At 41.3% G+C, this 24,189-nt stretch carries 31 protein-coding genes and 1 riboswitch; of the genes, 15 read left to right on the top strand and 16 right to left on the bottom strand.

What is annotated here, in order from left to right:
• The first annotated feature begins 23 nt into the window (after positions 1-23).
• The 3 genes from R1T16_RS06300 to R1T16_RS06290 are packed head-to-tail and all read left to right on the top strand — an operon-like array spanning position 24 to position 2,003.
• Positions 24-626 (top strand): hypothetical protein, encoded by a 603-nt coding sequence (locus R1T16_RS06300; RefSeq protein ID WP_317500248.1) that lies wholly within the window; start codon positions 24-26, stop codon positions 624-626.
• A 34-nt stretch (positions 627-660) separates the two neighbouring features.
• On the top strand, positions 661-1,437 hold the full coding sequence (locus R1T16_RS06295) for a hypothetical protein (RefSeq protein WP_317500247.1): 777 nt from the start codon (positions 661-663) through the stop codon (positions 1,435-1,437).
• 23 nt (positions 1,438-1,460) lie between these two features.
• A complete protein-coding gene (locus tag R1T16_RS06290) occupies positions 1,461-2,003 on the top strand; it encodes a tetratricopeptide repeat protein (RefSeq protein WP_317500246.1) in 543 nt (180 codons plus the stop codon).
• 145 nt (positions 2,004-2,148) lie between these two features.
• Here the strand turns inward: R1T16_RS06290 and R1T16_RS06285 are convergent, their stop codons facing one another.
• From R1T16_RS06285 to R1T16_RS06265, 5 genes are read right to left on the bottom strand one after another with little or no spacing between them, the layout of a single operon-like run.
• Complete coding sequence (locus R1T16_RS06285; RefSeq protein ID WP_317500245.1) at positions 2,149-2,688, bottom strand: DUF4252 domain-containing protein; 540 nt, start codon at positions 2,686-2,688, stop codon at positions 2,149-2,151.
• A 5-nt stretch (positions 2,689-2,693) separates the two neighbouring features.
• Positions 2,694-3,221: a DUF4252 domain-containing protein gene (locus R1T16_RS06280; protein ID WP_317500244.1), complete on the bottom strand. Its 528-nt coding sequence runs from the start codon at positions 3,219-3,221 to the stop codon at positions 2,694-2,696.
• A gap of 44 nt (positions 3,222-3,265) precedes the next feature.
• Positions 3,266-3,787: a DUF4252 domain-containing protein gene (locus R1T16_RS06275; protein ID WP_317500243.1), complete on the bottom strand. Its 522-nt coding sequence runs from the start codon at positions 3,785-3,787 to the stop codon at positions 3,266-3,268.
• A 4-nt stretch (positions 3,788-3,791) separates the two neighbouring features.
• Positions 3,792-4,268 (bottom strand): hypothetical protein, encoded by a 477-nt coding sequence (locus R1T16_RS06270; protein WP_317500242.1) that lies wholly within the window; start codon positions 4,266-4,268, stop codon positions 3,792-3,794.
• On the bottom strand, positions 4,249-4,764 hold the full coding sequence (locus tag R1T16_RS06265; protein WP_317500241.1) for a sigma-70 family RNA polymerase sigma factor: 516 nt from the start codon (positions 4,762-4,764) through the stop codon (positions 4,249-4,251). The genes R1T16_RS06270 and R1T16_RS06265 overlap by 20 nt, the downstream gene beginning before the upstream one ends.
• 117 nt (positions 4,765-4,881) lie before the next feature.
• On the opposite strand from R1T16_RS06265, the gene R1T16_RS06260 reads away from it, so the two are divergent.
• Complete coding sequence (locus R1T16_RS06260; protein WP_317500240.1) at positions 4,882-6,348, top strand: S41 family peptidase; 1,467 nt, start codon at positions 4,882-4,884, stop codon at positions 6,346-6,348.
• 82 nt (positions 6,349-6,430) lie between these two features.
• Here the strand turns inward: R1T16_RS06260 and R1T16_RS06255 are convergent, their stop codons facing one another.
• Positions 6,431-7,477: a DUF5074 domain-containing protein gene (locus tag R1T16_RS06255; RefSeq protein ID WP_317500239.1), complete on the bottom strand. Its 1,047-nt coding sequence runs from the start codon at positions 7,475-7,477 to the stop codon at positions 6,431-6,433.
• 3 nt (positions 7,478-7,480) lie between these two features.
• Positions 7,481-9,310 carry a TonB-dependent receptor plug domain-containing protein gene (locus tag R1T16_RS06250; protein WP_317500238.1) on the bottom strand — a complete coding sequence of 610 codons (1,830 nt, stop codon included), beginning with the start codon at positions 9,308-9,310 and terminating at the stop codon, positions 7,481-7,483.
• Positions 9,311-9,339: 29 nt separating this feature from the next.
• A riboswitch (cobalamin riboswitch) is annotated at positions 9,340-9,550 on the bottom strand.
• Positions 9,551-9,603: 53 nt separating this feature from the next.
• On the opposite strand from R1T16_RS06250, the gene R1T16_RS06245 reads away from it, so the two are divergent.
• From R1T16_RS06245 to R1T16_RS06220, 6 genes are all read left to right on the top strand, one after another.
• Positions 9,604-10,740, top strand: coding sequence for an ABC transporter substrate-binding protein (locus R1T16_RS06245; protein WP_317500237.1), 1,137 nt, complete (start codon positions 9,604-9,606; stop codon positions 10,738-10,740).
• A gap of 5 nt (positions 10,741-10,745) precedes the next feature.
• Complete coding sequence (locus R1T16_RS06240) at positions 10,746-11,777, top strand: iron ABC transporter permease (RefSeq protein WP_317500236.1); 1,032 nt, start codon at positions 10,746-10,748, stop codon at positions 11,775-11,777.
• Positions 11,778-11,780: 3 nt separating this feature from the next.
• On the top strand, positions 11,781-12,572 hold the full coding sequence (locus tag R1T16_RS06235) for an ABC transporter ATP-binding protein (protein WP_317500235.1): 792 nt from the start codon (positions 11,781-11,783) through the stop codon (positions 12,570-12,572).
• Positions 12,573-12,644: 72 nt separating this feature from the next.
• Positions 12,645-12,905: a hypothetical protein gene (locus tag R1T16_RS06230; protein ID WP_317500234.1), complete on the top strand. Its 261-nt coding sequence runs from the start codon at positions 12,645-12,647 to the stop codon at positions 12,903-12,905.
• A 2-nt stretch (positions 12,906-12,907) separates the two neighbouring features.
• Positions 12,908-13,417, top strand: a complete 510-nt coding sequence (locus tag R1T16_RS06225; protein WP_317500233.1) for a hypothetical protein — start codon at positions 12,908-12,910, stop codon at positions 13,415-13,417.
• A 25-nt stretch (positions 13,418-13,442) separates the two neighbouring features.
• Positions 13,443-13,850, top strand: coding sequence for a hypothetical protein (locus R1T16_RS06220; RefSeq protein ID WP_317500232.1), 408 nt, complete (start codon positions 13,443-13,445; stop codon positions 13,848-13,850).
• Between the two features lie 95 nt (positions 13,851-13,945).
• Here the strand turns inward: R1T16_RS06220 and R1T16_RS06215 are convergent, their stop codons facing one another.
• Positions 13,946-14,485 carry a YceI family protein gene (locus R1T16_RS06215; RefSeq protein WP_317500231.1) on the bottom strand — a complete coding sequence of 180 codons (540 nt, stop codon included), beginning with the start codon at positions 14,483-14,485 and terminating at the stop codon, positions 13,946-13,948.
• A gap of 318 nt (positions 14,486-14,803) precedes the next feature.
• Between R1T16_RS06215 and R1T16_RS06210 the strand changes: the two genes are divergently transcribed.
• Positions 14,804-14,998: a hypothetical protein gene (locus tag R1T16_RS06210; RefSeq protein ID WP_317500230.1), complete on the top strand. Its 195-nt coding sequence runs from the start codon at positions 14,804-14,806 to the stop codon at positions 14,996-14,998.
• 17 nt (positions 14,999-15,015) lie between these two features.
• Positions 15,016-15,486 carry a hypothetical protein gene (locus tag R1T16_RS06205; protein WP_317500229.1) on the top strand — a complete coding sequence of 157 codons (471 nt, stop codon included), beginning with the start codon at positions 15,016-15,018 and terminating at the stop codon, positions 15,484-15,486.
• 113 nt (positions 15,487-15,599) lie between these two features.
• Here the strand turns inward: R1T16_RS06205 and R1T16_RS06200 are convergent, their stop codons facing one another.
• The 8 genes from R1T16_RS06200 to R1T16_RS06165 form a co-directional block, all read right to left on the bottom strand.
• Positions 15,600-16,037: a DUF6526 family protein gene (locus tag R1T16_RS06200; RefSeq protein WP_317500228.1), complete on the bottom strand. Its 438-nt coding sequence runs from the start codon at positions 16,035-16,037 to the stop codon at positions 15,600-15,602.
• A gap of 13 nt (positions 16,038-16,050) precedes the next feature.
• Positions 16,051-16,668 (bottom strand): N-acetylmuramoyl-L-alanine amidase, encoded by a 618-nt coding sequence (locus R1T16_RS06195; RefSeq protein WP_317500227.1) that lies wholly within the window; start codon positions 16,666-16,668, stop codon positions 16,051-16,053.
• Positions 16,669-16,752: 84 nt separating this feature from the next.
• Entirely contained in the window at positions 16,753-17,310 is a 558-nt protein-coding gene (locus tag R1T16_RS06190; protein ID WP_317500226.1) for a YdeI/OmpD-associated family protein, read from the bottom strand.
• 10 nt (positions 17,311-17,320) lie between these two features.
• The gene (locus R1T16_RS06185; RefSeq protein WP_317500225.1) at positions 17,321-18,010 is read right to left on the bottom strand and encodes an HAD family hydrolase; all 690 of its coding nucleotides are present in this window, start codon (positions 18,008-18,010) and stop codon (positions 17,321-17,323) included.
• A 34-nt stretch (positions 18,011-18,044) separates the two neighbouring features.
• Positions 18,045-18,431 carry a nuclear transport factor 2 family protein gene (locus tag R1T16_RS06180; protein WP_317500224.1) on the bottom strand — a complete coding sequence of 129 codons (387 nt, stop codon included), beginning with the start codon at positions 18,429-18,431 and terminating at the stop codon, positions 18,045-18,047.
• Positions 18,432-18,436: 5 nt separating this feature from the next.
• A complete protein-coding gene (locus tag R1T16_RS06175; RefSeq protein ID WP_317500223.1) occupies positions 18,437-18,997 on the bottom strand; it encodes a putative glycolipid-binding domain-containing protein in 561 nt (186 codons plus the stop codon).
• A 159-nt stretch (positions 18,998-19,156) separates the two neighbouring features.
• A complete protein-coding gene (locus R1T16_RS06170) occupies positions 19,157-20,131 on the bottom strand; it encodes a hypothetical protein (protein ID WP_317500222.1) in 975 nt (324 codons plus the stop codon).
• Positions 20,132-20,265: 134 nt separating this feature from the next.
• Entirely contained in the window at positions 20,266-20,919 is a 654-nt protein-coding gene (locus R1T16_RS06165; RefSeq protein WP_317500221.1) for a hypothetical protein, read from the bottom strand.
• Positions 20,920-21,072: 153 nt separating this feature from the next.
• On the opposite strand from R1T16_RS06165, the gene rmuC reads away from it, so the two are divergent.
• The 3 genes from rmuC (at position 21,073) to R1T16_RS06150 (ending at position 24,179) form a co-directional block, all read left to right on the top strand.
• The gene (gene rmuC, locus R1T16_RS06160) at positions 21,073-22,467 is read left to right on the top strand and encodes a DNA recombination protein RmuC (RefSeq protein WP_317500220.1); all 1,395 of its coding nucleotides are present in this window, start codon (positions 21,073-21,075) and stop codon (positions 22,465-22,467) included.
• Between the two features lie 3 nt (positions 22,468-22,470).
• A complete protein-coding gene (locus R1T16_RS06155; protein WP_317500219.1) occupies positions 22,471-23,022 on the top strand; it encodes an acyl-CoA thioesterase in 552 nt (183 codons plus the stop codon).
• A gap of 74 nt (positions 23,023-23,096) precedes the next feature.
• The gene (locus R1T16_RS06150; RefSeq protein ID WP_317500218.1) at positions 23,097-24,179 is read left to right on the top strand and encodes a hypothetical protein; all 1,083 of its coding nucleotides are present in this window, start codon (positions 23,097-23,099) and stop codon (positions 24,177-24,179) included.
• The last annotated feature ends 10 nt before the right edge of the window (positions 24,180-24,189 follow it).

Genomic DNA, 24,189 nt, shown 5'->3' with positions numbered 1-24,189 from the left:
TACCTTTCCAAAAAAACCTTGCAATGGACCGCCTGATACAAACAACCATATTTACTAAAAAAGAGCTGGTAATACACGGTACGGGATTCTCATACAAGCAGTCAAAATTTGGCAATGAGACAGAGGTCATCATTCCGTTTGAAAACCTCAGCAATCAAAAAGTATCCTTTAAAAAGACCGAATTAGGTTTCCTGGCCAGTTCAGGGCTGTTCTTTTTGGTCGCACTCTCAAGTGTATGGTCATACATTGAGGGAGGAAAAGACAGTGCTACGCCGGATATGATCATAGGGTTTTCTGTAGTTTCTCTTTTTCTAATGGGTGCCTATATCTTTAACCGACAGGACTTATGGAAAATTATCCTGCTTAACCACGCTCCGGTACTCATACACAAAAGCAAGCCGGATGCCGAAACTACGTTTGAATTTTACGACAGCCTTATAGAAGCCCGAAACACTTATCTTAAAGAGAATTATGCTTTTTTAGATAAGGATCTTAACTATGAAGATCAGCTTAAAAACCTGAAATGGCTTAAGAACATGGGAGTGCTTACCAAAGAAGAATTTGATGATAAATATGCCGAACTAAAGAACTTTATTTACCTTATCTCTACAATCGGATATAATTGATACTTTAGTATATTTACCTCATTAACCGGTAAATATGAAACCATTACTTACTTATATCTTAGCATTATTAATCGTTGGGCTATTTTATCAATGCAACACCAATGCTACTCTCAAGACGGCTGCAGAAAAAGAATACGGCTTTGAAGCCGATTCAGGCTACATTCTAAAAAAACAGGCAATTGATATACTTGCTCAGGCTGGCTATGAATACTATTCAAATAAAGATCCTAAAGTTAGAGATTCTGTTGATCTCAATGCGGCTGACATCAAATTGACCGATACTATTGGTAAATTTTACAAGTTAAAAAATGGAAATTATCTGGCCTGTATAGAAGATATAATACATACTGACAGACCCGCAGTCAAGGTTTTAACTGAGTTAGATAAATCGGGAAAGGTTTTAAGAAGTGAAGGCTACTTTAGCGGAATGTACTTTTGCTGCTGGATTAATAAATATGAAGGCTTCAGAAAATATGGCTCCTATTTTAGTTTATCAACATGTTCTACCGGTTCTGCCTATTGCTCTGAAAGCACTCATCTTTTCAAAGCTATCACACCGCAGAATTCAGGTATTTACAGTTTTATCTTTTCAGGATGGTGTCCAAGCTTAGAAACCTCATGCCAGCTTACTTCAATAATGGAAATCAAAAACGATACCGTAACTATGCATTATAAAAATGAACAAATTAAAGAAGATGAGGATGGCAAAACTCAAATAATAAAAACCGAAAAATTTGATATAAAATATATTAACCAGGAAAATCAATGGATTGCACTTGACAGTACTAAAATTCGTGAATTCCCAATTTAGTATACTCGATACCAATTAAAATTATGAAATTTCTTTTCCTACTCTTTTTAGCGGCTCCAGCATTTTCACAGGAAGTTTCTAACGACGTTGCGCTTTATAACAGCGCACAGGCTTTACAGGAAGCAACTTATCACACTGAATTACAACACAACTATATTTCAGGAAAGGGAAAAGTAAAAGAAAAAGCTGCGGCTACGGTCAAAGAACTTAATTTGAAAGCTTTTGAATATTATAACAAACTGGTAAAAGAATATCCTGATTCTGACTACTACGCCGACGCACTCTACCAAAAAGGAATGATTGAGTTTTGGTACAAATCAAAATCAGAAGCTAAGGAAAGCTTTACAAAAATTTTATCCCTTCTAAATAACGACTCTTACAAGAATCAGGCTTTAGTAAAACTCGCTACCATTGCAATTGAAGAGAAAAATTATTCTCAGGCGATTGACTATCTTGATGAAAGCAAAAAACATCACAAATTTTACACTTGCGGTAATGAAATAGAAAGAGATAAGTTAGTATTAGAGAGACTTTACATACAGGCAAATAATGGATTGAAAAAATAATACCCACAGAGACTGCTTCGCCAGTTGGCTTATTGCTTGAATCTCAACTCCATTGCATTCCGGTCGACAGACAACACGCATTTAACCAACAAAAAATCCCCAACAGTTACATGATGGGGATTTATCTTAACTAACTCACTCAATTTTATTTTTGTCGCATCATATCCATTATCGGCTTAAGCTGTGCATTGTTAAGGTTAGACTTTTGCAGCAACCCTACCAGCGTCATAACATTCTTAGGGGTCATATCGTCGCCCAGTACGCGTATTACGCCAAAGCCGGTATCTTTGTTGTTAAGGAAAAGCACAAACTCATCTAAGTGTTCGCCCTCCCCTTTTGTATTTACCGAAAAACCGCCGCCGCCAAGGCTCATTTTCATCAGCTCATCATAGTTGTCTGATTTTAAAAGTGTGTTCACTTCTGCCTTTTGAGCATCATAGTCAGCACCATTCTTTTCATTCCTTTTAAAGATAAGGATGTTAAGCTTTTGCATGGATTCAAGTGCCTTGGTTTCTTCATCGGTAAATTTAAGTCCCTCGTTCTTAAGGAATCCGGTGCCTATATCTACGGCCATAAAGTTTTTAGCCTGGCTTTTTTCTACAAAATATTTTTGCAGTGACGGTTTCTGGTCGCACGACACCAATACCAGCATCAGCAGCCCTAACAGATATAAATTACGTTTCATGGTCATTATTTTTTAGATGCCTGTTTAAGTGCAGCACCGCCCGGCAGGTTCATGCGGTCTGTAAGGAACGATATTTCGCTAAGGTCAAAGTTACCGGTAAGCGACATCAGCACTGTGCTGTCTTTAGCGCCACCGCCTTCAATGAACATAAGCATTTCCTTAACCTGAGATGCCTTTGCACCGCTCTTTACATAGATCTTGATGGTCTTGCCACCCTCGTTGATGCGCATAAGCTCTTCAAGCGGGTTAGATTTCAGGTAGCCGGTTACCGTGCTCTTCATTTCGTTTACCACCTTTCCGTTTGTGGTACTGAACACCTTCAGTTTATCAAGTTTCTTGATAAGATCCAGGTACGGCTTGGCCGATTTGTCCTTTGGGTCCATTTTTATGTTGCCCATCAGCTCGAACATCTTTTTGTTCACTATTACCGCATCTACGCCATCCCGTTCAAATTTGTCAAACACTGTATTAGCCTGGGCAAATATAAGTGCCGGTAAAACTGCCAATAGTAATGTGATTATAAACTTTTTCATTTTCGTTGTTTGTTGTGTATTACTTTGTTTCTGTTTTGCGTGTATTATTTAGCGCCTTTTTCGCCCTTGTTTCCTTTAAAGCCTTTAAAATCTTTAATATCCTGAAGGTCTTTAAGATTAATATTTCCTGTAAACGATACCAGCACCGCTGCCTCTTTCTTATCGTCGTTGTCTATAAATATAAGGCCTTCTTTAATGATAGACTCTTCGCTGCCCTGTTTTACATATACCTTGATCTTAGAACCTTTATCGGTAATGCTTACAAGCTCCTGAAGCGGGTTTACTTTAAGGTAGTCTGCTGCAGCATCCTTAAGCTGTTTCTTGTATTTTTTCTCTAAAGTGGTGTATACCTTAACGCTTTCCACATCGCCGGCAAGGTCAAGATAGCTTTTTGTTTTCTCGTCTTTAGCCGAATCTTCAAGGCTGCTGAACATCTTGAACATCTCTTTATTGATGCTTATGCTTTCTATGCCGTCTACATCTTCAAATTTGCTGAAAGCATTGGTTTGTGCAAAGCCAATGAATGGCAAAGCGGCAAGTACTACGGTTGTTATGAATTTTTTCATGACTTTATTTTTTTGATTTTACTTTTTTTGATTGTGATTCTTTAAAAATAACTTTTGTTGATTTATCGTATTCTTTTGCAACATAGTGCACACTGCCCACACCCACGTTTACATTATTAGACAGCATGTTAAGCGCTTTCTGGGTTTCCTGGTAGGCTTCTTCAGGACTGCTGAAAGTGCCAAGGTCGTCAGTCTGCGATGGCTGCTGCGAGTTATATAGTGTAAGCATTCCGCCAAGGAGCGCAACACTTGCCGCCACCGACAGCCATGCACCATAACGTTTTGGTGTTTTAAGTGGCAGCGGTTTGTCAAATCGTTGTTCTTCCTGGCTTGATAAATACCCAAACAAAGGCCTGTATTGCTCCAGTTGCGGCGCCACACCCGGTGAAGAGAAGTAAAGCTTTAAATCCTTTTCTTCGGCAATAGTGGTTTCTCCGTCAAAATATTTATCCAGTAGTCTTTCAATTGTTTGTAATTCCATAGTTGTGTGTTTTTGTGAGTTCTTCCCTTAATGTTTTCCTTGCTCTTGAGAGCGCCACCCTAACGGCGGTCTCGTTCATATCCATAATTTTGGCAATCTCCTCAAATTCATATTGTTCTATGTCCCTCATCTGCAAAATAAGTTTTTGCTGTTCGGGCAGTGTTTCCATTATCTTTTCTACCCAGCCTAAGCTGTCGCGGTCTTCGGCCTGCTGCTGAAGCCCTGCCTGCCTGTCGGTATAGTTGCTGTGCACTATCCTCATCTCAGTAGCCCTTTTAGACTTTAACTGGTCCAGGCAGTAATTTTTTGTCATGGTCATTGCTAAGGCTTCCACACTGCTGTAAGACTCAAGCTTACCTTTGTTGTTCCATAGCTTTACCAAAACTTCCTGCGTAGCATCTTCTGCCTCCTCGGTGCTTACAAGCAACCGTTTAGCCAACCGGAATACCCGGTCTTTAAATGGAGTGATGACTTTCATGAAATCTGACTGATTCATAATCGGCCTGTTGGTTTGTGATTGGTTTATAAAAGGAAGACGAATAGTAACTATTTTTGTTACACAGATATTAAAAATAATTAAATTTACGTTCTTATTACTAAACAAAATTGCCCAATGAAAAAGATTAAACTACTGTTAGCGAGCCTTGTACTGGCCGCTTTTGCATTTCAGGGATGCGAAGATATGGATGATAATGCCGTTCCTGTTAATGATTTTATCTGGAAAGGACTTAATCTTTACTATTTGTGGCAGGAAAATGTGCCTAATCTGGCCGACGACCGTTTTGCAAACCAGGAACAGCTAAATACGTTTTTAGAAGGTTACTCAGGCCCCGAAAGTCTTTTTGAAAGCCTTTTGTACAGAAAATACCCGGATGGAACCAACGCCGACCGTTTTAGTGTTATATTCTCTGACTTTAATGTTTTGGAAAATACGCTTCAGGGCGTTTCTACCAGCAATGGTGTAGACTTTGCCCTTGTATATGCTGACCAAAGCAAAACAAATATCTTTGGCTACGTACGTTACATATTGCCTGATACCGATGCGGCTACTAAAAACATTAAGCGCGGCGACATATTTTATGCCGTAAATGGGACACAGCTTACCGTGAGCAATTATCAGCAATTGTTAGGGCAAAGCTCTTATACGTTAAGCCTTGGCACCTACACCGATGGTGCAGTTGTGCCTACAGGTGTAGATGTTACGCTGGCTAAAACACAGTATGCCGAAAACCCGGTATACAGCGTAAAGGTTGTAGAAAGCGGCAGCAATAAAATAGGCTACCTTATGTATAATGGATTTTACAATACCTATGATGCCGACCTTAACAATGCTTTCGCGGAATTATCGTCTGCCGGAGTGACTGACCTTGTGCTTGACCTTCGTTACAATGGCGGCGGATCTGTAAGTACGGCAACATACCTTGCCAGCATGATAACAGGCCAGTTTAACGGCCAGCTTTTTGCTAAACAGCAATGGAACTCTAAACTACAGGCTTACTATGAAGATAGGAATCCGGCAGCGCTTACTAACCTGTTCTCAGACAAGCTGGGTAATGGATTTACTATAAACCACCTTAACTTGAGCAGGGTCTACATTATTACTACCGAAGCTACAGCATCGGCAAGCGAGTTGGTTATCAACTGCCTTAAGCCCTATATCTCTGTAATACAGATAGGCGAAACAACTGTAGGCAAGAATGTAGGATCGGTTACTTTGTATGACTCGCCTACCTTCTCTAAAAAAGATGTAAACGGCAGCCACCGCTATGCCATGCAGCCAATTGTTATCCGCACCGTAAACAAAGAAGGCTTTGGCGAGTACAGCAGTGGTATAGTGCCAACAATAGAACATAAAGAAGATATAAGCAATATGGGAATTATCGGCGATGCCGCTGAACCTCTTTTTGCAGAAGCCATTGCAAATATTACAGGCACAGGCGGAAGGACTTCAGGCAGATGGGGAACCATCAATAAGCCAAGAGGCTTTAAAGATACCAGGACAATGAAACGTTTTGGTACAGAAATGTACATCAACGAAATGCCCGAAGGTTCGCTGGATCTCGTTAAGCTGCTTCAATAAAAAACAAAAGGCTTCCACTACAAATGGAAGCCTTTTTAGTTAAAAAATAAGCGGAGTCTAAACCTTTATTTTATAACAATTATTAGTCATTAAAGTAGAAACCGTTTGGCCCAACACCTACAGTGTATGTGTTAAGAAGCGCTCCTGAAAGTGAATATGTGTAGGCTTTGCTGTCTGAAGCAAAATCGCCGCCATCAGCTATGTAAATCTTACCATCATTTACATTAAAGCCATACATTGCTCCCCACGGAGAGTCAGAAGTATAAGTTAGTACCTTAGTTACCTGTGTAGCTGCTGTAGCATTTTTATCAAGTGAATATACCGATGTACCGTTAGTAAAGTAAATTTTACCATCTTCAACTGTAAGATGAGAAGAACCTTCAAGATTTTCTGGTAAAGCAATTGTAGCTGCTATCTGATTGTTAGAAAGGTTTATCTTGAAGATATTACTTATACCAAGTACATATAACGTACCGTCTTCTTCGTCAAAAGAGCCAGGAGAATCATCGCCAAGTTCTATAACTTTTTCTGCTGTATTGCTTGAAGTATTAAACACAGTTACAGATGTACCACTTCCGTAGTAACCGTTAGCTATGTATAATTTACCGTTTTCTTCCAGTACTTTTTCAGACCAGTTACCTAAATTAACTTTAGTAGAAGTGTAATCGTTAAGATTAACTACAGTAAGAAAATCGTCATCGCCGGTAGAATAGTCTGCATAGTTAGTAATATAAGCTTTACCGTTTACAACAGCACCATATCTTGGATTATCAAGGTTGGTATCAATCGTAGCGATGCTTCTAAAAGAATAACGGTCTACAATAGTAATTTTATTAGCCTGTCCTGAAATGATAAATACCCTGCTATCATCCATAAACATAGACTGTAAATAAGATCCTGTACCTGTAGCACCCGGATTTTCAAGTTTAAAAATGTCGGCTACAATTGTACCATCTTCTTTAATAAAGCTTACGCTTGCAGTTGATGGGTCACTGTTACCTTCATTAAGTACAAAAGTACCATTGTCATACGTTCCCTGAGGCTTGTTGTTTTCGTTGTCATCGTCACTACAAGATACAAAAAGTAACGAGCCTGCAAATAGAGCTAAAAATAGTCTGGTTAGTTTCATTTATTAAAAATTTAGAGTTAAATACACATTATAATTTCTTCCCGGCAGTGGCCTGCTTGCTACGCTCACGTAATCTTTATTAAATATATTAAGCACCTGGATGCCAAGAGTTGCCACATCTTTTTTGCCAAAGCTGTATTCCAGCCCAACATTACCTACAGTATAGCTGTCTATATTATATAGCGAATTATTGTCTGATCTGGTAAACACTTCCCCATTATAAAGGAACTGGTAGTAAGCACCCAGTTTTTTAAAACTGTAGGATAGTGATGCAGTTGCTTTATGATAAGGCACATAAATAAGCTGTTTACCTGTATCCTCGTTTTCAGATACTGTGTAACCGTAAGTACCGTTTATACCAATCTCGTTATCGCCAAATTTCTTTTTATAATTCAGGATAGCTTCAAGTCCGTATGTTCTTACCCTGTCAGTATTTACAGGCCTCCATACACTGCCTGCCGGAAGCCAGCGCAGCATATCTTTAAGTTTTATGTAATATCCGGTAATGGTAAGCGATACATCTTTATAGGTAAATGCATTGCCTATTTCTCCCTGCCAAGACGATTCGGGCTTAAGGTCAAGGTTGCCTGCGCCTTTCCAGTACAGGTCATTGAAAGTAGGTATCCTGAAATTTTTTGATGCATTAAGCTTAAGCGTGTAGAACTTTGAAAACGCATAGCGAGCTCCGCCCGAAAACAGTACAGGACTCTCGTAGTTAGAAGTAACTTCTTTCCTTACGCCTGCCTCATACGACAATTTCCCTGTCGCCTGATGTTTTATAAGTAAAGTCCCCGCCCCTATCTGTCGGTTTTTACCATCTATATCACTGCCAAAACCTTTGTTCTGCATAAAATCAAATACGGCATTTATCGTAAATCCTTTACCGGCGTTAAAGGCGAGGTCATACTTTCCTATAATGGATTCTACCTTACCGTAGGAATGGTTTGGATTGGCAATGTTGCCAAAATATTTATACTCTTCCTGAAGATAGGCCGCTTTTAGCTTAGATGTAAATTTGCCATACGTTCCCTCCCACTCCAGCATATTGCGGGTATTGGTATCCTGGTATTTTGTACGCACTTCAGACGGGAATATCAGCGAAAAATGCCTTTCGCCGTCAAAGAAATAGCTGTATAGTTTAAGGATGTTATTATCATTCAGCTTATAAGCAGCAGCAACATTTACGCTGTTGTTGTAGTACTGACCATTAAGGTTTTCGCCTTTTCCGTTTACATATTCATAGTTATTATCAGAACTGTTTCGTGTAACGCTTACCGATGCAGAAAATCTATCCGAACCTACGTTTGCTTTATAGTGGTATCCCTGCGTATTGAAACTACCATAATTAACACGCACCGTATTAGTGAATTTAGTGCCAAAGTTAAGGTCATTATTAAGGTGTATGCTTCCGCCTATGGCGCTTGTACCATAAATTACGCTGCCACCGCCTGCCTTTACGCTGATAGAACTAAAATCGCGGGTGTTGATGGTATTAAAATCGGTCTGCCCTAATAACTGCGAATTGATGTTGATACCGTTCCATAATACAGCCGTTTGCTGTGCGGTAGTTCCCCTGAACGATGGCGAAGAGACCATGCCCAGCCCATTTTCTTTAAAGTAAACTACAGAGTTATAATTAAGCAGCGAGGTAAGTGATGAGGCATTTTTGTTGATGACAGAATCGGTAAGCTTTAGCACCGACTGTGATGTGGAGTAATCGCGAAGCTGCGTGTCTGATATAATAACTTCTTTTAGGGCAATAGTATCATTCTGCGCCAATGCAAACTGGCACACCAAGATAAAAAACGGTAAGATGAGTCTTTTCAGTTTCATAATCCGTAAGCCTTTTTTCCCGAAGGCTTGCTAATAGTTACTCCTAAGGCAGGTCTCCTGGCTTGCGTACTGTTGTTTACCTTCCCGATGGCTAAGCCCCAGTGGTTTGTAGTTTACAACAGCCATCCCATTATGACGGGATAAAGCTTACAGTTGCGGGAACAGCTCAGGTGTTAAACCTGATTCCCTTTTAATGTGATGAAAGTAAAAAACATCACAACCTTAAGTGATGCAAATATAGTACTATTGTTGATATATATAATTTATACATTTGCATCTGTTGAATAATTATTATGAGAAACCTGTATTACCTTCTTTTTTTTGTGGCATTCTCAATTTCCGGATGCAAACAGGAAACTGCGCCGGCTGCTGCAAAACACACTAAAACAAAAAATACTATAGCCTATGCAAAAGGCCTGCAGCTCTACCGTTACGACGGCTATACTGTTGTAAAGGTTACCAATCCCTGGCCCGATGCAAAAGAGACATTCACCTATGTAATGCAAAAGAAAAACGGCGTTGTGCCTGATAGTCTTAAGCAGTATACTACAGTACAGGTGCCCCTTAAAACCGTTGTTGTAACCTCTACCACACACATACCCTCGCTGGAAGCACTTGGAGTTCAAAATACGCTTGCAGGTTTCCCGGGGACAAATTTTATTTCGTCTAAAAATACAAGGGCACTTATAGACAGCGGTTGGGTAATTGAGGCAGGTGCCAATGAAAACCTGAATACCGAAGTGATGATAGACCTTGCCCCCGATGCCGTGGTAGGCTTCAGCATAAGCAGCAACAATAAATCGCTTAACGCGCTTGAAAAAAGCGGACTTAAAATACTTTATAATGGCGACTGGACAGAGCAGTCCCCTCTTGGCAAAGCCGAATGGATTAAATTTTTTGGTGCGCTATATGACCAGGAAGACAAAGCCAACAAGCTCTTTACCAATATCGAAAAGAACTATAAAGAGGCACTTACACTCGCACAAAAAGCGACTACAAAACCAACCGTTTTAGGCGGCGCAATGTTTCAGGATCAGTGGTATTTGCCGCAGGGTAAAAGCTGGGCAGCGTTATTCTTAAAAGACGCAAAATCCAACTATCTTTGGGCTGATACTGAGGGCACAGGAAGCCTGAGCCTTTCTTTTGAATCGGTGCTGGACAAGGCAGAAAATGCAGATGTATGGATAGGCCCCGGGCAGTTTGTAACCCTTAAGGATATGGCAGATACCAATCCGCATTATGCACAGTTTAAAGCATTCAAAACTAAAAACGTATATTCGTACAGCAGTAAAAAAGGGCCAACAGGCGGGATACTCTATTTTGAGCTTGCGCCAAACCGCCCCGATTTAGTACTTAAAGACCTTATAAGCATTCTTCATCCTGAATTACTGCCTGGTTATGAAAAACATTTTTTTGAAAAATTAAACTAACAGCCTTGCACAACAAAAAAAGGAACATCGTTATTTTTACTTTTCTGGGCATTGCCTTGCTCTTCCTGTTTTTGGTTAACATAAGCGCAGGGTCGGTTAAGATTCCCCTTAAAGATGTATTCTTAAGCCTAACCGGAGGCGAAGCCTCAAAAAGCACCTGGCAGTATATAGTGCTGAACTATAGGCTGCCCAAAGCGATTACTGCCCTGCTCGTAGGTATGGGATTATCTGTAAGCGGACTGCTAATGCAAACGCTTTTCCGTAATCCGCTTGCAGGACCAGATGTATTGGGTTTAAGTTCGGGCGCAAGCCTTGGTGTGGCGTTTGTTATCCTTGGGGCGGGATTAATGCCTCCTTTCTTAGCACACTTTTTCCTATCCCCTTACGGGATCGTACTGGCATCTACCGCAGGAAGTTTTCTTGTATTACTGGCTGTGTTAGTCGTGTCACAACGCATGCGCGACACAATGGCCATACTAATCATCGGCCTCATGTTCTCCAGTTTTGCAGGGGCAATCGTTAATGTGCTTACCTTCTTCAGCAGTGCCGAAGAACTCCAAAAATATACGTTCTGGACCTTAGGAAGCCTTGGTAACCTTCCTTGGCAGCAAATTATCCTACTTTTTGTTATCTGTATTATAGGCCTGTTGTTGGCAGCAGTCTGCATAAAACCCCTTGATGCGCTGCTTCTTGGCGAACGCTATGCAAAGAGCATGGGTATCAACTTTAGCAGGACACGTATTATCATAATACTTGCTGCCAGCCTGCTTACCGGTACGGCAACAGCATTTACAGGGCCTATCGCCTTCATAGGGCTTGTAGTGCCGCACATTGCCAAATTATTCTTTAAGACCAGCAGCCATGTTATCTTATACGGCGGTACGCTGCTTTTAGGCGCCATTATCCTTTTGGTTTGCGATACTTTTACACAAATACCCGGCAGCCAGTTTGTACTGCCTATAAATGCCATAACATCTATTATAGGTGCGCCGATAGTAATATGGCTGCTTATGCGAAAACAAAAAGCCAACCTATAAGCCATGGCAAACGAGACAATAATATTATCGGCACATAACATGAGCATCGGCTATGCCTCGAAGCATACCCCCGTTGTAATTGCAGATGCAATCGACCTGGCATTCGCTAAAGGCAGCCTTATTGCCCTTATCGGTGCAAACGGGATTGGTAAATCTACACTTCTTCGTACTCTTACAGGAATCCAGCAGCCCCTCGCGGGAGAAGCCCTCCTTAACGGAAAAAATATAACCGCATATACCCAAAAAGAGCTTGCGCAAAACCTTGCCGTGGTTTTAACCGAAAGCCTTCCGCCAAGCAATCTAACCGTGTTTGAACTTGTTGCTCTTGGCAGGCAGCCGTATACCAATTGGCTGGGATCGCTAAGCCCAGACGACCTTGAAAAGGTAAATGAAGCGATTGCATTAACGCAGATAGGACACCTGCGCGATAAGAAACATTTTGAAATCAGCGACGGACAATTGCAAAAGGTGCTCATAGCACGCGCACTGGCCCAGAACACACCGCTTATCGTGCTCGACGAACCTACCACGCACCTTGACCTCCTGCATAAGGTAAACCTTATTCGCCTACTTAAAAAACTGGCGCAGGAAACAGGCAAATGCATCCTTTACTCTACCCACGACCTTGACCTTGCCTTGCAGTTAAGCAATGAGATTGTTGTCATGTCGCAAAATTCAATTACTCAGGATACACCGGCCAACCTCATCAAAAACAAAGCATTCGATGCACTTTTTAATGACGATGGCATTCGCTTTGATGCCGAAAAAGGCGGATTTACCATAACAGGTATTTAGCTTTAACAAAAGCTAAACACCAAACTGTTTTGTTTTTATTAAATTTACTAATCAACTTAAAAACAAAACACGATGGCAAGCAAATTTACACTTAACTATTCGGGTGATAAGAACCAGCTCCTTTCTAAGATCAGAAATGCCGTAGGCGATAAAGGGAGCCTTAGCGGAGATACCGAAATGGGAAACTTTAAAGGCAGCACGCCCCTTGGCAGTATAGAAGGTTCGTACAGCATTGACGGCGATACCATAACCGTGAACATTAGCGATAAACCATTTTTACTTTCAACAGGAATGATTCAGAGCGAATTTGAAAAAGCCCTGCAAAAAGCTTAACCATGCATAAACTATTTACCTTACTCTGCTTTATTGTTGCTATAACCGTTCAGGCGCAGCCTAATTTAGAACTCACATCCCGGGGTTTTGAACCCGTTGAGGCAGAAGTACCGTCTACACCTAACGAAAAACTCATTACCACGTCAGAAAATTGGGCAAGGGAGTTTAACCGCAGGCAAAAAGGTGTTGACATTACCGGTGTTACAGCAAACAGCATGTCTATAAGTGCCTTTAAAAAGAATGCCTTTTTTATTAGGAGCAAAGGCGAAATGTATGAGTATACCATTCACTATACCATAAAACTTAAGTTTAATGTAAGCTCGTACACGCTGCAGTTTAACGTGAACGACATTTATACCGATGCCGATAAGCTCGTAAAATATAAACTTCCGGATTACTTCACGTCAGACGGAAGCCTTAAAGAGGGCTACAGCGAACTTAAACCCTCGCTGGAGCGCACGGTAAACGAGATTGTAACCTCACACTATAATTACCTGATCAATTTCAGGTAACTACAACCAGCTAAAAAATACAGCTATGATATCAGGAACAGATGACCCAAAAGATCTTGGCGCGCAAAAAATGAATAACCAGGAGAAGCCCGGAGATAAAAATGAAGGCTTTAGCGGAGAAAACCTCCCTAAAAACTACGACCCAAGCACCGGCAAACTTAAAACAGAACAGGATAAAGACACAAACGGCGATACCGAAACCGTTAAGCGTGCCCGCGATGTAGACGAAAAAAAGGCGGCAAATGTAAGCCAGGGCGACAAGGCGACCCGTGATGGCGAAACCGTAAGTAAAAGCCGTGGCACAACCAGCGAGAAGGAAGATGTAGAAACTGCAGAAAATCGCGATTTCAATTCGGATACCGAGGAAGACCGCTACCCTGCATCGCACCCTGACAATAAAAAGCAACGAGGGAACATTAATCCTGGAAAATAAATTTAGGGCAGAACAAAAAAACTAAGCCACGAATTACACATATTAGCACTAATCAAATTAGTGAATCTGTGTAATTCGTGGCTAAATAATTATACCTATTCCGTTTCGTTTGTAAACTGGATATTAGCAAACATCTTTATCTCTTCTCCAAGAACGAGTCCGCCTGTCTCCGTTACATCGGGAGCATGAATACCAAAGTCATTCCTGTTGATTTTACCTGTAATCTCAAATCCGGCCCTGTTGATGCCAAAGCCATCCTTTGCCTCGCCGCCAAAAAGCGCATCAAGCGTTACGGTTTTAGTTATACCCTTTATAGTTACATTACCCTCAAGCTTGTACTTATCACCTTCTATATGTATAAATGCCGTAGATTGAAAATCAATTTGCGGATAGATATCGGCATTAAAGAAATCATCTGATTTCAGGTGTTCATCCCTTGTGGTGTTATTAGTATCAACGCTGTAAACATCAATCATAAAATTGATAGACGCGTTATTAAAGTTATCGTGCTCTTTTGTTTCCAGTGTCCCCGAAAAAACATTGAATGCTCCCGTTATATTTGCAATAACAAGGTGCCTTATCTTAAAATGTATCTCTGAATGTGCTATATCCAATACCCATTTATTTGTTGCCATAGTGTGTGTTTAAATTAGTGATAGCCTAAAGTTAAGCATAAAAGGTGTTTTGAAAAAACTTTTACGCGTAATGCCCTGTTAAACCTCAGCCAAATTAACCTGCGATATATCAATACGAATAAAAATTTACGTGAACGCTATGTTAAACTTCAGGAGGCCTATAAAAACACTAAAGTTCAAAACCCTATGATTCATTACCTATTCCGCTGATTGTTAAAGGTTTTTATAACGTTTTAGATAAAAGGGAACGTTAATTACAAGCTTACCCCTTCTCTACTCGTCCTAACTTTGTTTTATAACCTTCTAAAAACAATTATCATGGCTTCATCATCACAAACACCGGCACCAAAAGTTTCTGGCAAAACATTAGATAAAGATGTAAAACCATCTGAATCTAACCTTAAGAAAACTATGGCTGAGGCCGAAAAAGGCGCAGCTAAAAAAACAACAGCCACCAAAACCCCGCAAAAGATACAGGACGGTGACACAAAAAAGAAAAAAAGCGAATATTAACAACCAAACTATTCATTATGTCAACAGTAAACAACAATGACAATCGTGACCGGAATGATCGCGATCGCTCAAACAACAATGAAAATACAGGTAACTTAGGTAACCAGAACGAATCACAACGCATGAACAGCCGCGACAACGACAGTTCGTACGAAATAAACAGAACTTCATCTATGGGCCGTGATAACGAATCGCAAGATCGATACAGGGAATCTGATGTAGATTCTCATTCTATGGATTCAAGGGGTTCAAGGACTTATAATGAGGACGAACACACTTACGAAGACGAACAAAGAATGGGCAGCACAAGATCTAACCGCGGTACAGAAAATAACGACTGGGATCAAAACGACCAGATGCAGCGCAGCCCGGGAAGGTCGCACAGCGAAGACCAGCGTGATGCTTCATCAGGCAGCTATTACAGCGACAGGGATGAGCAGCGCCGCAGCGACAACAGTACCCGCAGCAACAACGGAGACGACTTTTAGGAGTACACGAAATTAAAATATTTTTTTGCGAATTAGAGGTACGAACCATTCCATTGATTCCGAACCTAATTCAAAAAGGGCAGCCTGATTATTTCAGACTGCCCTTTGTTTATTTATACCCTGTTGTGGTCGGGTTTCCAGTTTTCTATAGAACGCTTTATCGCATCGGCCGTAAGTTCTTCGTTTATTGCCTTCTTTATAAGGAAAAGCAGTTGGTCATCCTGTGCAAAACGCAGTGCAAACAGCTGACCTTCGCTAAGCATACCCTCATACATTTCCAGGCGTTCGCCGGTAGTGGCAAAAAAACGGTAGCGCAGCTCGAGCAGCACAACCCTGTTTTGCACCGTGAGAGCATAATGCTGACGCATCATATAGGCCACCCAGGTAATTATTGCAGAAAGAACACTTAAAAATATCCAAACCAGTTTACCGTGTTCCTGTAAAACTGCCTGAGTAACTGCAAAAGAGAGAACAGCAAGCATTAACGGGTAAAATACAAAATGATGCGGCGGATAAAAGCGTATGTGGTTCTTATAATTCTGTTCTGCCATAATAGGATTTACGTTATTTTATTTCTTTAAGGAATTCTGCAACCACACCTGCAATTTCATTTTGTGATGCATCGCCTGTAAGGTACTCCCTGTCAATTTCATTGGAAAGGTAACCTAATTCTACGACAATAGCAGGCACTTCTGATTTTTTAAGAGTATAAAATGGCGCAGACTGTAAATCGGCTACCCTATAGCCCTTACGTTCAAATTTATCAGACAGCCTGTTAGCATATGCTTCAGACTTTGCCCCATGTTTTCCATCCTTATAGACAAAGAATTCCATACCCGATTTTTCGTCGTTTTTAGTATAATTTACATGCAGCGATAGTACAAGGTCCGGCTTAACCGTATTCATAGCCTCCACACGCGAATTAAGGTCAACAAACTCGTCGCCCTCACGTGTAAAAAGCAATACGACCTCTTTATCGGTATTTAATGTTTTTATCTTTGATGCGATGGCATCGGTAATTTGCTTTTCGGTAAATGCCTCGTGTGCAGCACCATGATCTTTACCTCCATGACCAGCATCTATAACAACATTAATGCGTTTTGGCTCTCCGGTTTTTGGCAGGGCAAATGCAAAACATACTCCTACTGCAAGCAGCGCTAAAAATTGAAACGTTTTTTTCATAACTATTGGTTTTAGAATTTAGTTGGCCTACTTTCTTTAAACTCAAATATAATTAAAAAACTGTAATACTAAACGTATAAATTTTCACAACCGCTTACTTTCGGCACTGGCAGTCAATAGTTTCTCAAAACGGAACCTTCTTGTTTTTTCCTGTTTGGCAGAAACAATAAGATGAAGCACCATTTTACGGTACGATGGCGCCTGTTTCATAAAAAATTCCCATGCTGGGGCATTAGCTTTAAACTCTTTTTCCATTTCTGCAGGAAGCACAGCATCCTCAGTACGCTCATGAGAATAAACGCGAGATTTGCTTTCAGTTCGCTTTTTGTAGGCTGCAATTCCGGCAGGCTTTACAAGGCCTTTTTTAAGCAGCGTTTCTATTTTATCAATGTTTATTGCACTCCAGATGCTGGTGGGTTTTCTTGGCGTAAAGCGTATCGTGTAGCTTTCTTCGTCACGCGATTTGCGCACGCCGTCTATCCAGCCATAACACAATGCCTGATCTACCGACTGAGGCCAGGTAATCGTTGGCCTACCGGTGTTGGTTTTGTAGAAGCCAACAAGCAGTTCGGATTCCTTATCATGGTTTTTGTCGAGCCATTTACGGAATTCGGCAGGGGTTATAAAAAAGTGCGGTTCCATCCTTTAAAAATTATGAAAGCAACAGTGGCAGTAACTTCGAAATATTTTCTGCTTCTTTAAAGTTTTCATGCTCTATAGTGTGGTCAATCTGCTCGTGCAGCCAGGTGGTATGAAACGGTATATGGCACGCATGCCCTCCTATCTCTAATACAGGCAATACATCTGACTTTAGCGAATTTCCTATCATCAAAAATTCTGACGGTTCTACCTCAAGGCGTTTCAGCATCTTTTCATAATCTATCTTCTGCTTATCTGACATTACCTCAATATGGTGAAAATAGTGCCCAAGGCCCGAATCGTGCAGCTTGCGGTGCTGGTCCTTAAGATCCCCTTTTGTAGCTACTACTAGTTTGTATTTGCCATGAAGTGCCTTAAGAGCATCGTCAACACCTTCAAGCAATTCTACAGGCTTTTCAAGCATTTCTTTGCCATAGTCTATGATCCTGGAAATGGCTTCCACGCTTATCGTGTTTTCTGATATTTTGATGGCCGCCTCTATCATGCTCAAAATATAGGCTTTGATGCCATAACCGTACACATCAAGATTATCTATCTCAATCTTAAACAGCTCCTTGGCAATGCTGTGCTGCGGAAGATAGGCTTCCATAAGGCTGTAAAATTTATGTTCGGTTTCCTGGAAAAAAGGCTCGTTTACCCAAAGGGTATCGTCGGCATCAAATGCAATAACTTTAATATTCATCGTGGCGATTTTATTCAAATATAAGAAAGCTCAATTAATCCAGCTGTACCTGTTCCCTAACGGCTTGTGTAGAATGTGCAGCTATAACCTGCCATTTGCCGTCGTGGTCTTTCCATACCCTGGTAAAGCGGTAAAAGCCTACTTCTGTATTGCCAAAGAACGATCCGCTTATTTCAAGCAGTACCGATACGATGGCTACGTTGCCTTCTATCCTTATTTTCTGCTCATGCGGCTCAATACTGAATATCTCAATGTTGCCCGATCCGTGAGAATCAAGATCATCCTGTTTTGTAAACAGCTGGCCGGTATGCGAAGTGAATATCAGGTCGTTGGCAATAAGGGCGTCAAGTTCCTTAACATTGCTTGTTTTCATGGCTTCAATAAGCCTGTTTTCAAGTGATTGAATTTGCTGGGTATCCATAGGGGTTATTTAGGTTGAATCATAGTAAACAGTTCGGGGTAATCGGTCACAAAACCATCATCATCAACGGTAATGTCGGCGGTAAAGCTGGCATCCGCATTCTCAAAATGATAATTATGGTGTCCTGCTTTAGTATATTTTTGGTGTTCTTTTCGAATTTCATTGGCAACAATATCCATATAAACCAAATCGAAATCGCTGCTTTCGCCATGTGGCAGAAAGAGTCCGTTTATCGGCAGCGAATTGGTGAAAGGCGTAAGCGAAATATCGATAAAACGGCAGCCTTCAAATTCGGGATGAGATCTGCCTGAAGCGTCAGTCCAATTATTATTGGCGTCGCGCAAAAGCGTGTACTGATGCTGTGTATCCTTCACATGAAAATTGATCTTAAATTCCTGTACTTCCCATGCAGGGGTAAGCTTAAGGGTATAGTCGGCATATATAGGCATACCCTGCGCCCAGCCTTCAATCTCCGACCGCACCATGATGGCATCCGATAGGAAATTTACATTGCAGTGCTCATCGGTATCGTTAAGCAGGCCATCCCACAAAATAGTCTTTTGCATATCAGGAATTTTACTGCAATTTAGTTAAAAAAAAGGTTGCACTACAGTGCGATATGTTAAAGCGAGGTTATATTTTAACATAAAAAAAGCCTCTATGAAGAGGCTATTCTTTTGCCGCTTATCTTTTTAATAAGCAGCAGCGTTAAAATGATCAGCATGTTATTTTCTTGATTTAAGGTATCCTATCTTCTTCCCGTAATTGTTTACCAGCATTCCTCCTGACCCGACGTAAATTGTATTAGAGTCAATGTCAGTCAACATCATTTTGTAACCGGGCTTGTTAGACGCCGTAAGGCTGCCTACAAGATATACCTTATCCCTGTCTACCTGTACAAGGTTACCTTTTGTGGTAACATAATACTTTCCCTGCGGGTTAGAAGCAAAATACGCTTCAGAGGCCACATTTTTATTATACGTTGCGCTTTGGGCTATTTTTTCGGCGCGGGTTAATAGTTTTGTTTCTGTCTTCTGCTGTTCCACAATAGGCGCTGCAGTTATTGTCCTAGGCTTTTCCGGCGCATAGGCAGCCATGGCTGTCTCGCTAAATTTACCTCCTGCTCTGCTCCATCCAGATGCGATTGCACTAAGTCTTTGGCTCTTGGGCGGATGCGTGTGCGAACCCTTAATCGAAGCTATGGCAGCCATGGCAGCCTGTGCATCAGTTAAAGCTGCACCCATTTTTTGGAGCACAAAGCCTGAGAATTCATCAGCTTCCAGTTCGGTGGCCGGTTTGCTGGTTTCGTTGTCCAGCGTATGCCCGCTCAGGTGATGGCCAATCTCGTGTGCCATGATACTCACAGCAGCCCATTTATTTCCTGTAGAACTAATAATATTATTCATAAACTGCGTATTGTACAGTATATAGCGCTTGCCCTGTTTTATTACTGCGGCGGCAGTAGGGACATTAGCAGAACGCAATTCAAAATTAGCACGCAGCCCTATAACCGCCATAATATCCTGCACCACTTTTTCGGCGGCGGGTGCCGGTGCGTGCATTACAATATAAGCTGTATCGGACTCGCCATAGTAGTGGCACATGGTGGCATACTTTTCTGAACCAAATGCTTTTTGTGCCCGGGCAGGCAAGGTGCAGCCCCATGCTGCAAGAACAAAAAATACCCCGATGCTTTTCATATAATTAAGGCGTGATTTAAATTATAAACTACACATTACAATAGCCTTAACGCAAACGCCCTGCCAAAAAGTACATTACTTTACCGGCAGGGCGTGTTAAATATTTTTTTACGAATGCTTTTCTTAATAATACATTATTGTTCCTTAGTAAAAAGCCACAAACCAATAAACGCAACAAGCACTATGATACCGAGTATCATTATATTCTTTCCTTGTGTCCTGTCCTTTGCACTGTAAGAATACACCATTTTTCCGTTAGGCAGCGTCTTTTGTGCGCTCCATAAAACATATCCTGTGATTATCCCAAAGAAACCACCCAGAATAGCAAACAGGTATCCGGCAGCAATCCAACTCTTCTGGTCTTTTTCAGGTTGTGCCAGTTCGTTTATCCTTTCATTTCGCATGGACCTAAGGTGTGCCTCATCAATTTCGTGGCCTCTTTCTGCCAATAGCCTGCGCGCGAGCATATAGTCAAATTCACTCCATTCGTCGTGCTTCAGCACAACATCATGCAGCTCTTCGTTTGTAAATGCCATAAGGTAATAATCTTCAGGCAGGTCATTAAGCATAGATTCGGCATCCTTTTCAAGCAGCTCTTCTGCTTTTTCAAAATTTTCAGGGTGCAGCTGCAATTCAAATTCCTGAGACAAATCGCCCGAAAGGCTGCCCAGCTGCGAAGCCGCATTTACAAAAATGCATTCAATGCCATTTTCTAATAATAGTTCCTGTTGGGCGCGTGCCTGTTTGGCATCGGGATATTTTTTAAAGGTTACGTAGTTGTGAGACATGCGTTATATAATGTTTATGCTTTGGTGTTAAATCAATCTTCTTTGGTTCCGTAAATTTAAAAAAACAGAAATACAGGAGGTTTCATTTAAAATGTTTAGTTTTCAAAGATAGAAGTATTTTACGTATTTTTACCTCTTACAAAAATCACTTCAATGCCCGATACCTTATCCATTTTACTCGCCTTCATTATTGCCCTTGCCATAGGCACTTACATTGGCAAGATCGTATTTTCGTCTAAGGCTGCTGCCGATAAAAAAGTTTCTGAAGAACGGGTTAACAGTCTTCAGGCGCAGATCGAACAGCTGAAACAGCAATCACAAAACGAGCTTCTTGGCCTTGAAAAACAGCTTGTTCAGACGCATGCCGAACGCGACAGCCTGCGCCAGGCTAAAGATGCGCTTTCTATCCAATTGACAAAAAAGGAAACCGATTTTGATAACCTGCTTGAACGCATGCGTGAGCAGCGGCAGGAAACCGATGAGCTTCGCGAAAAATTCACTAAAGAATTTGAAAACCTTGCTAACAAGATACTTGAAGAAAAATCGAACAAGTTTACAGAGCAGAACCGCGAGAACATGAAAAACATACTTTCGCCGCTACAGGAAAAAATCCACCTGTTTGAAAAGAAAGTTGAAGACACCCATAAAGAAAGTATTGATTATCATGCCGCACTCCGCCAGCAGATCCTTGGCCTGCGCGACATGAACGAACAAATGAGTAAAGAAACACTTAACCTTACCCGCGCCCTTAAGGGCGATACTAAAATGCAGGGTAACTGGGGCGAACTCATACTGGAACGCGTACTTGTAAAATCGGGGCTTGAAAAAGACCGCGAATATTACGTACAGCAAAGCCATGTAAACGACGAAGGCAGCCGCGTGCAGCCCGATGTTGTGATCAACCTGCCCGATGGCAAAAAAATGATCGTCGATTCTAAAGTTTCGCTTGTGGCGTATGAACGTTATATCAATGAAGAGGATGATCCGTTAAAAATGGTACACCTTAAGGAACACGTTAATTCAATCAAGCGCCACGTAGACCAGCTCAGCGATAAGAATTACCACGACCTATACAAGATTGAAAGCCCTGACTTCGTATTGCTTTTTATCCCTATGGAACCTGCTTTTGCAGTAGCCCTAAACGAGGATACAACATTATACGGCAAAGCCTTTGAACGCAACATTGTAATCGTTACGCCAAGTACGCTATTGGCAACGCTGCGCACCATAGACAGTATGTGGAGCAACCAGAAACAACAGGAAAATGCCTATGAGATAGCACGCCAGGCAGGCGCTTTATATGATAAGTTTGAAGGCTTTGTAAGCGACCTTACCAAGGTAGGCAACAAGATGAAAGACGCTCAGGGCGAATACCAAAATGCAATGGGCAAGCTTATTGAAGGCCGCGGTAATATTATTACCAGCATAGAAAAACTTAAGAAAATGGGAGCCAAAGCTAAGAAATCGCTGCCTGAGAATATTCTTAACAGGGCGCTTCAGCAGGAAGAAGAGGCTGAAGACAACACCCCTAACCTACTAAACCCCTAAGTAATGAGTACCATTAAATATAAAAAAGTAAGCAGCTCTAAAGTTACCATATCAGAGCTTATGCTGCCATCACACACTAACTTTAGCGGAAAGATACACGGCGGCTACATCCTTATGTTAATGGACCAGATCGCTTTTGCTGCTGCCTCTAAATATTCTGGCAGTTATGCAGTAACGGCATCTGTAGATACGGTAGATTTCCTTAATTCTATTGAGGTTGGCGAATTGGTTACCATGAAAGCATCAGTAAATTATGTAGGCAATACCTCAATGGTTGTGGGTATACGCGTAGATTCAGAAAACATACAAACAGGTAAAGTAAAACATTGTAACTCATCTTATTTTACCATGGTAGCTAAAGATACCGAAGGGAAGAACGCCACTGTGCCGCACCTTACATTGTCTAACGATGATGAAGTGCGACGCTTCTGCAAGGCGGTCATTCGCATCAATCAGAAGAAAGAACACAGCAAACATGCACAGACCTTTGATTACACATCTCCCGAAGCACTCGAAGAACTGTCTAAATACAATGTAAGGCTGGATTTGAAATAATCCGGCCTTTTTTTTGCCACTCCATTAATTACTATATATTTGCGGTCTGTTTAGAAAATATATAAGGATACCGCATGAAAAGACACTACTTATTAGCAACGCTTTTACTTTTATCTGTTTTCACTGCATTTTTATCATGTGGATCAGACGATCCTGCCGAGTATAAAGAACTTTCGCCCGTGGTCATGGATCTTACTACTGTTCCGTATCCAAAACTATCCGATTATAAATTTTTTACCGGCGAACTTAAAAGCCTTACACCGGCTCATAAAGTGCTGCCTTACGACCTGAACAGTTCCTTGTTTACAGACTATGCCCTTAAAAAACGATTCGTCTGGATGCCCGAAGGTGCACAAGCATCTTATGGTACCGATGGGGAGGTCCTTAACTTCCCTGCCGGAGCTGCGCTCATAAAGAATTTTTATTACGAAAATGTGCTTCCTGAAAATCTCACTAAAATTATAGAGACGCGCATTATGATAAAAAAAGCAAACGGGTGGATCTTCGCCAACTATGTTTGGAACGACGAACAGACCGAAGCTTTTCTTGACCTTAACGGAAGCGTCAAAAATATTACCTGGTTAAAAGATGGTGAAGAAAACACGGTTACTTACAGTATACCTGATAAGGATGAGTGCCTGCGCTGCCACAACAGCAATAACACGCCGCTGCCGATAGGGCCTAAACCCCAAAACCTGAATAAGCTATATAACTACAATGGCATAATAACAAATCAACTCGCCCACTGGAAAAACCAGGGCTACATAAGCAATGTCCTGCCACAAACAATAAGCAGCACCGTTGACTGGAAAGACACATCATATCCTCTTGATGTAAGGGTACGCTCCTATCTTGATATCAACTGTGCGCATTGCCATAATCCGGCAGGAGACGCTAACGAAATGCATATAAACCTTGCCTTTAATCAAACAACCGATCCATCAAATCTGGGAATTTGTGAAATTGTGCACGACGTTACGCCTGGACAGGCTTATATAATATCCGGGCAGGACACAGAAGATTCATGGCTTTATTACAGAATTGGCGACAGCCGCAACAAGGCTGACATGATGCCCCCTGTTGGAAGGTCTGTTACCGATAAAGACGGAAGGGCATTAATCGAACAATGGATAAATTCTTTAACACCCTGCCCTTAAAAACTTTATA

It is taken from the genome of Flavobacterium sp. DG1-102-2, from assembly GCF_033042555.1.
Lineage (GTDB): Bacteria > Bacteroidota > Bacteroidia > Flavobacteriales > Flavobacteriaceae > Flavobacterium.
The sequence above is the reverse complement of the archived record's forward strand: the minus strand, read 5'-3'. Positions and strand labels throughout refer to the sequence as shown.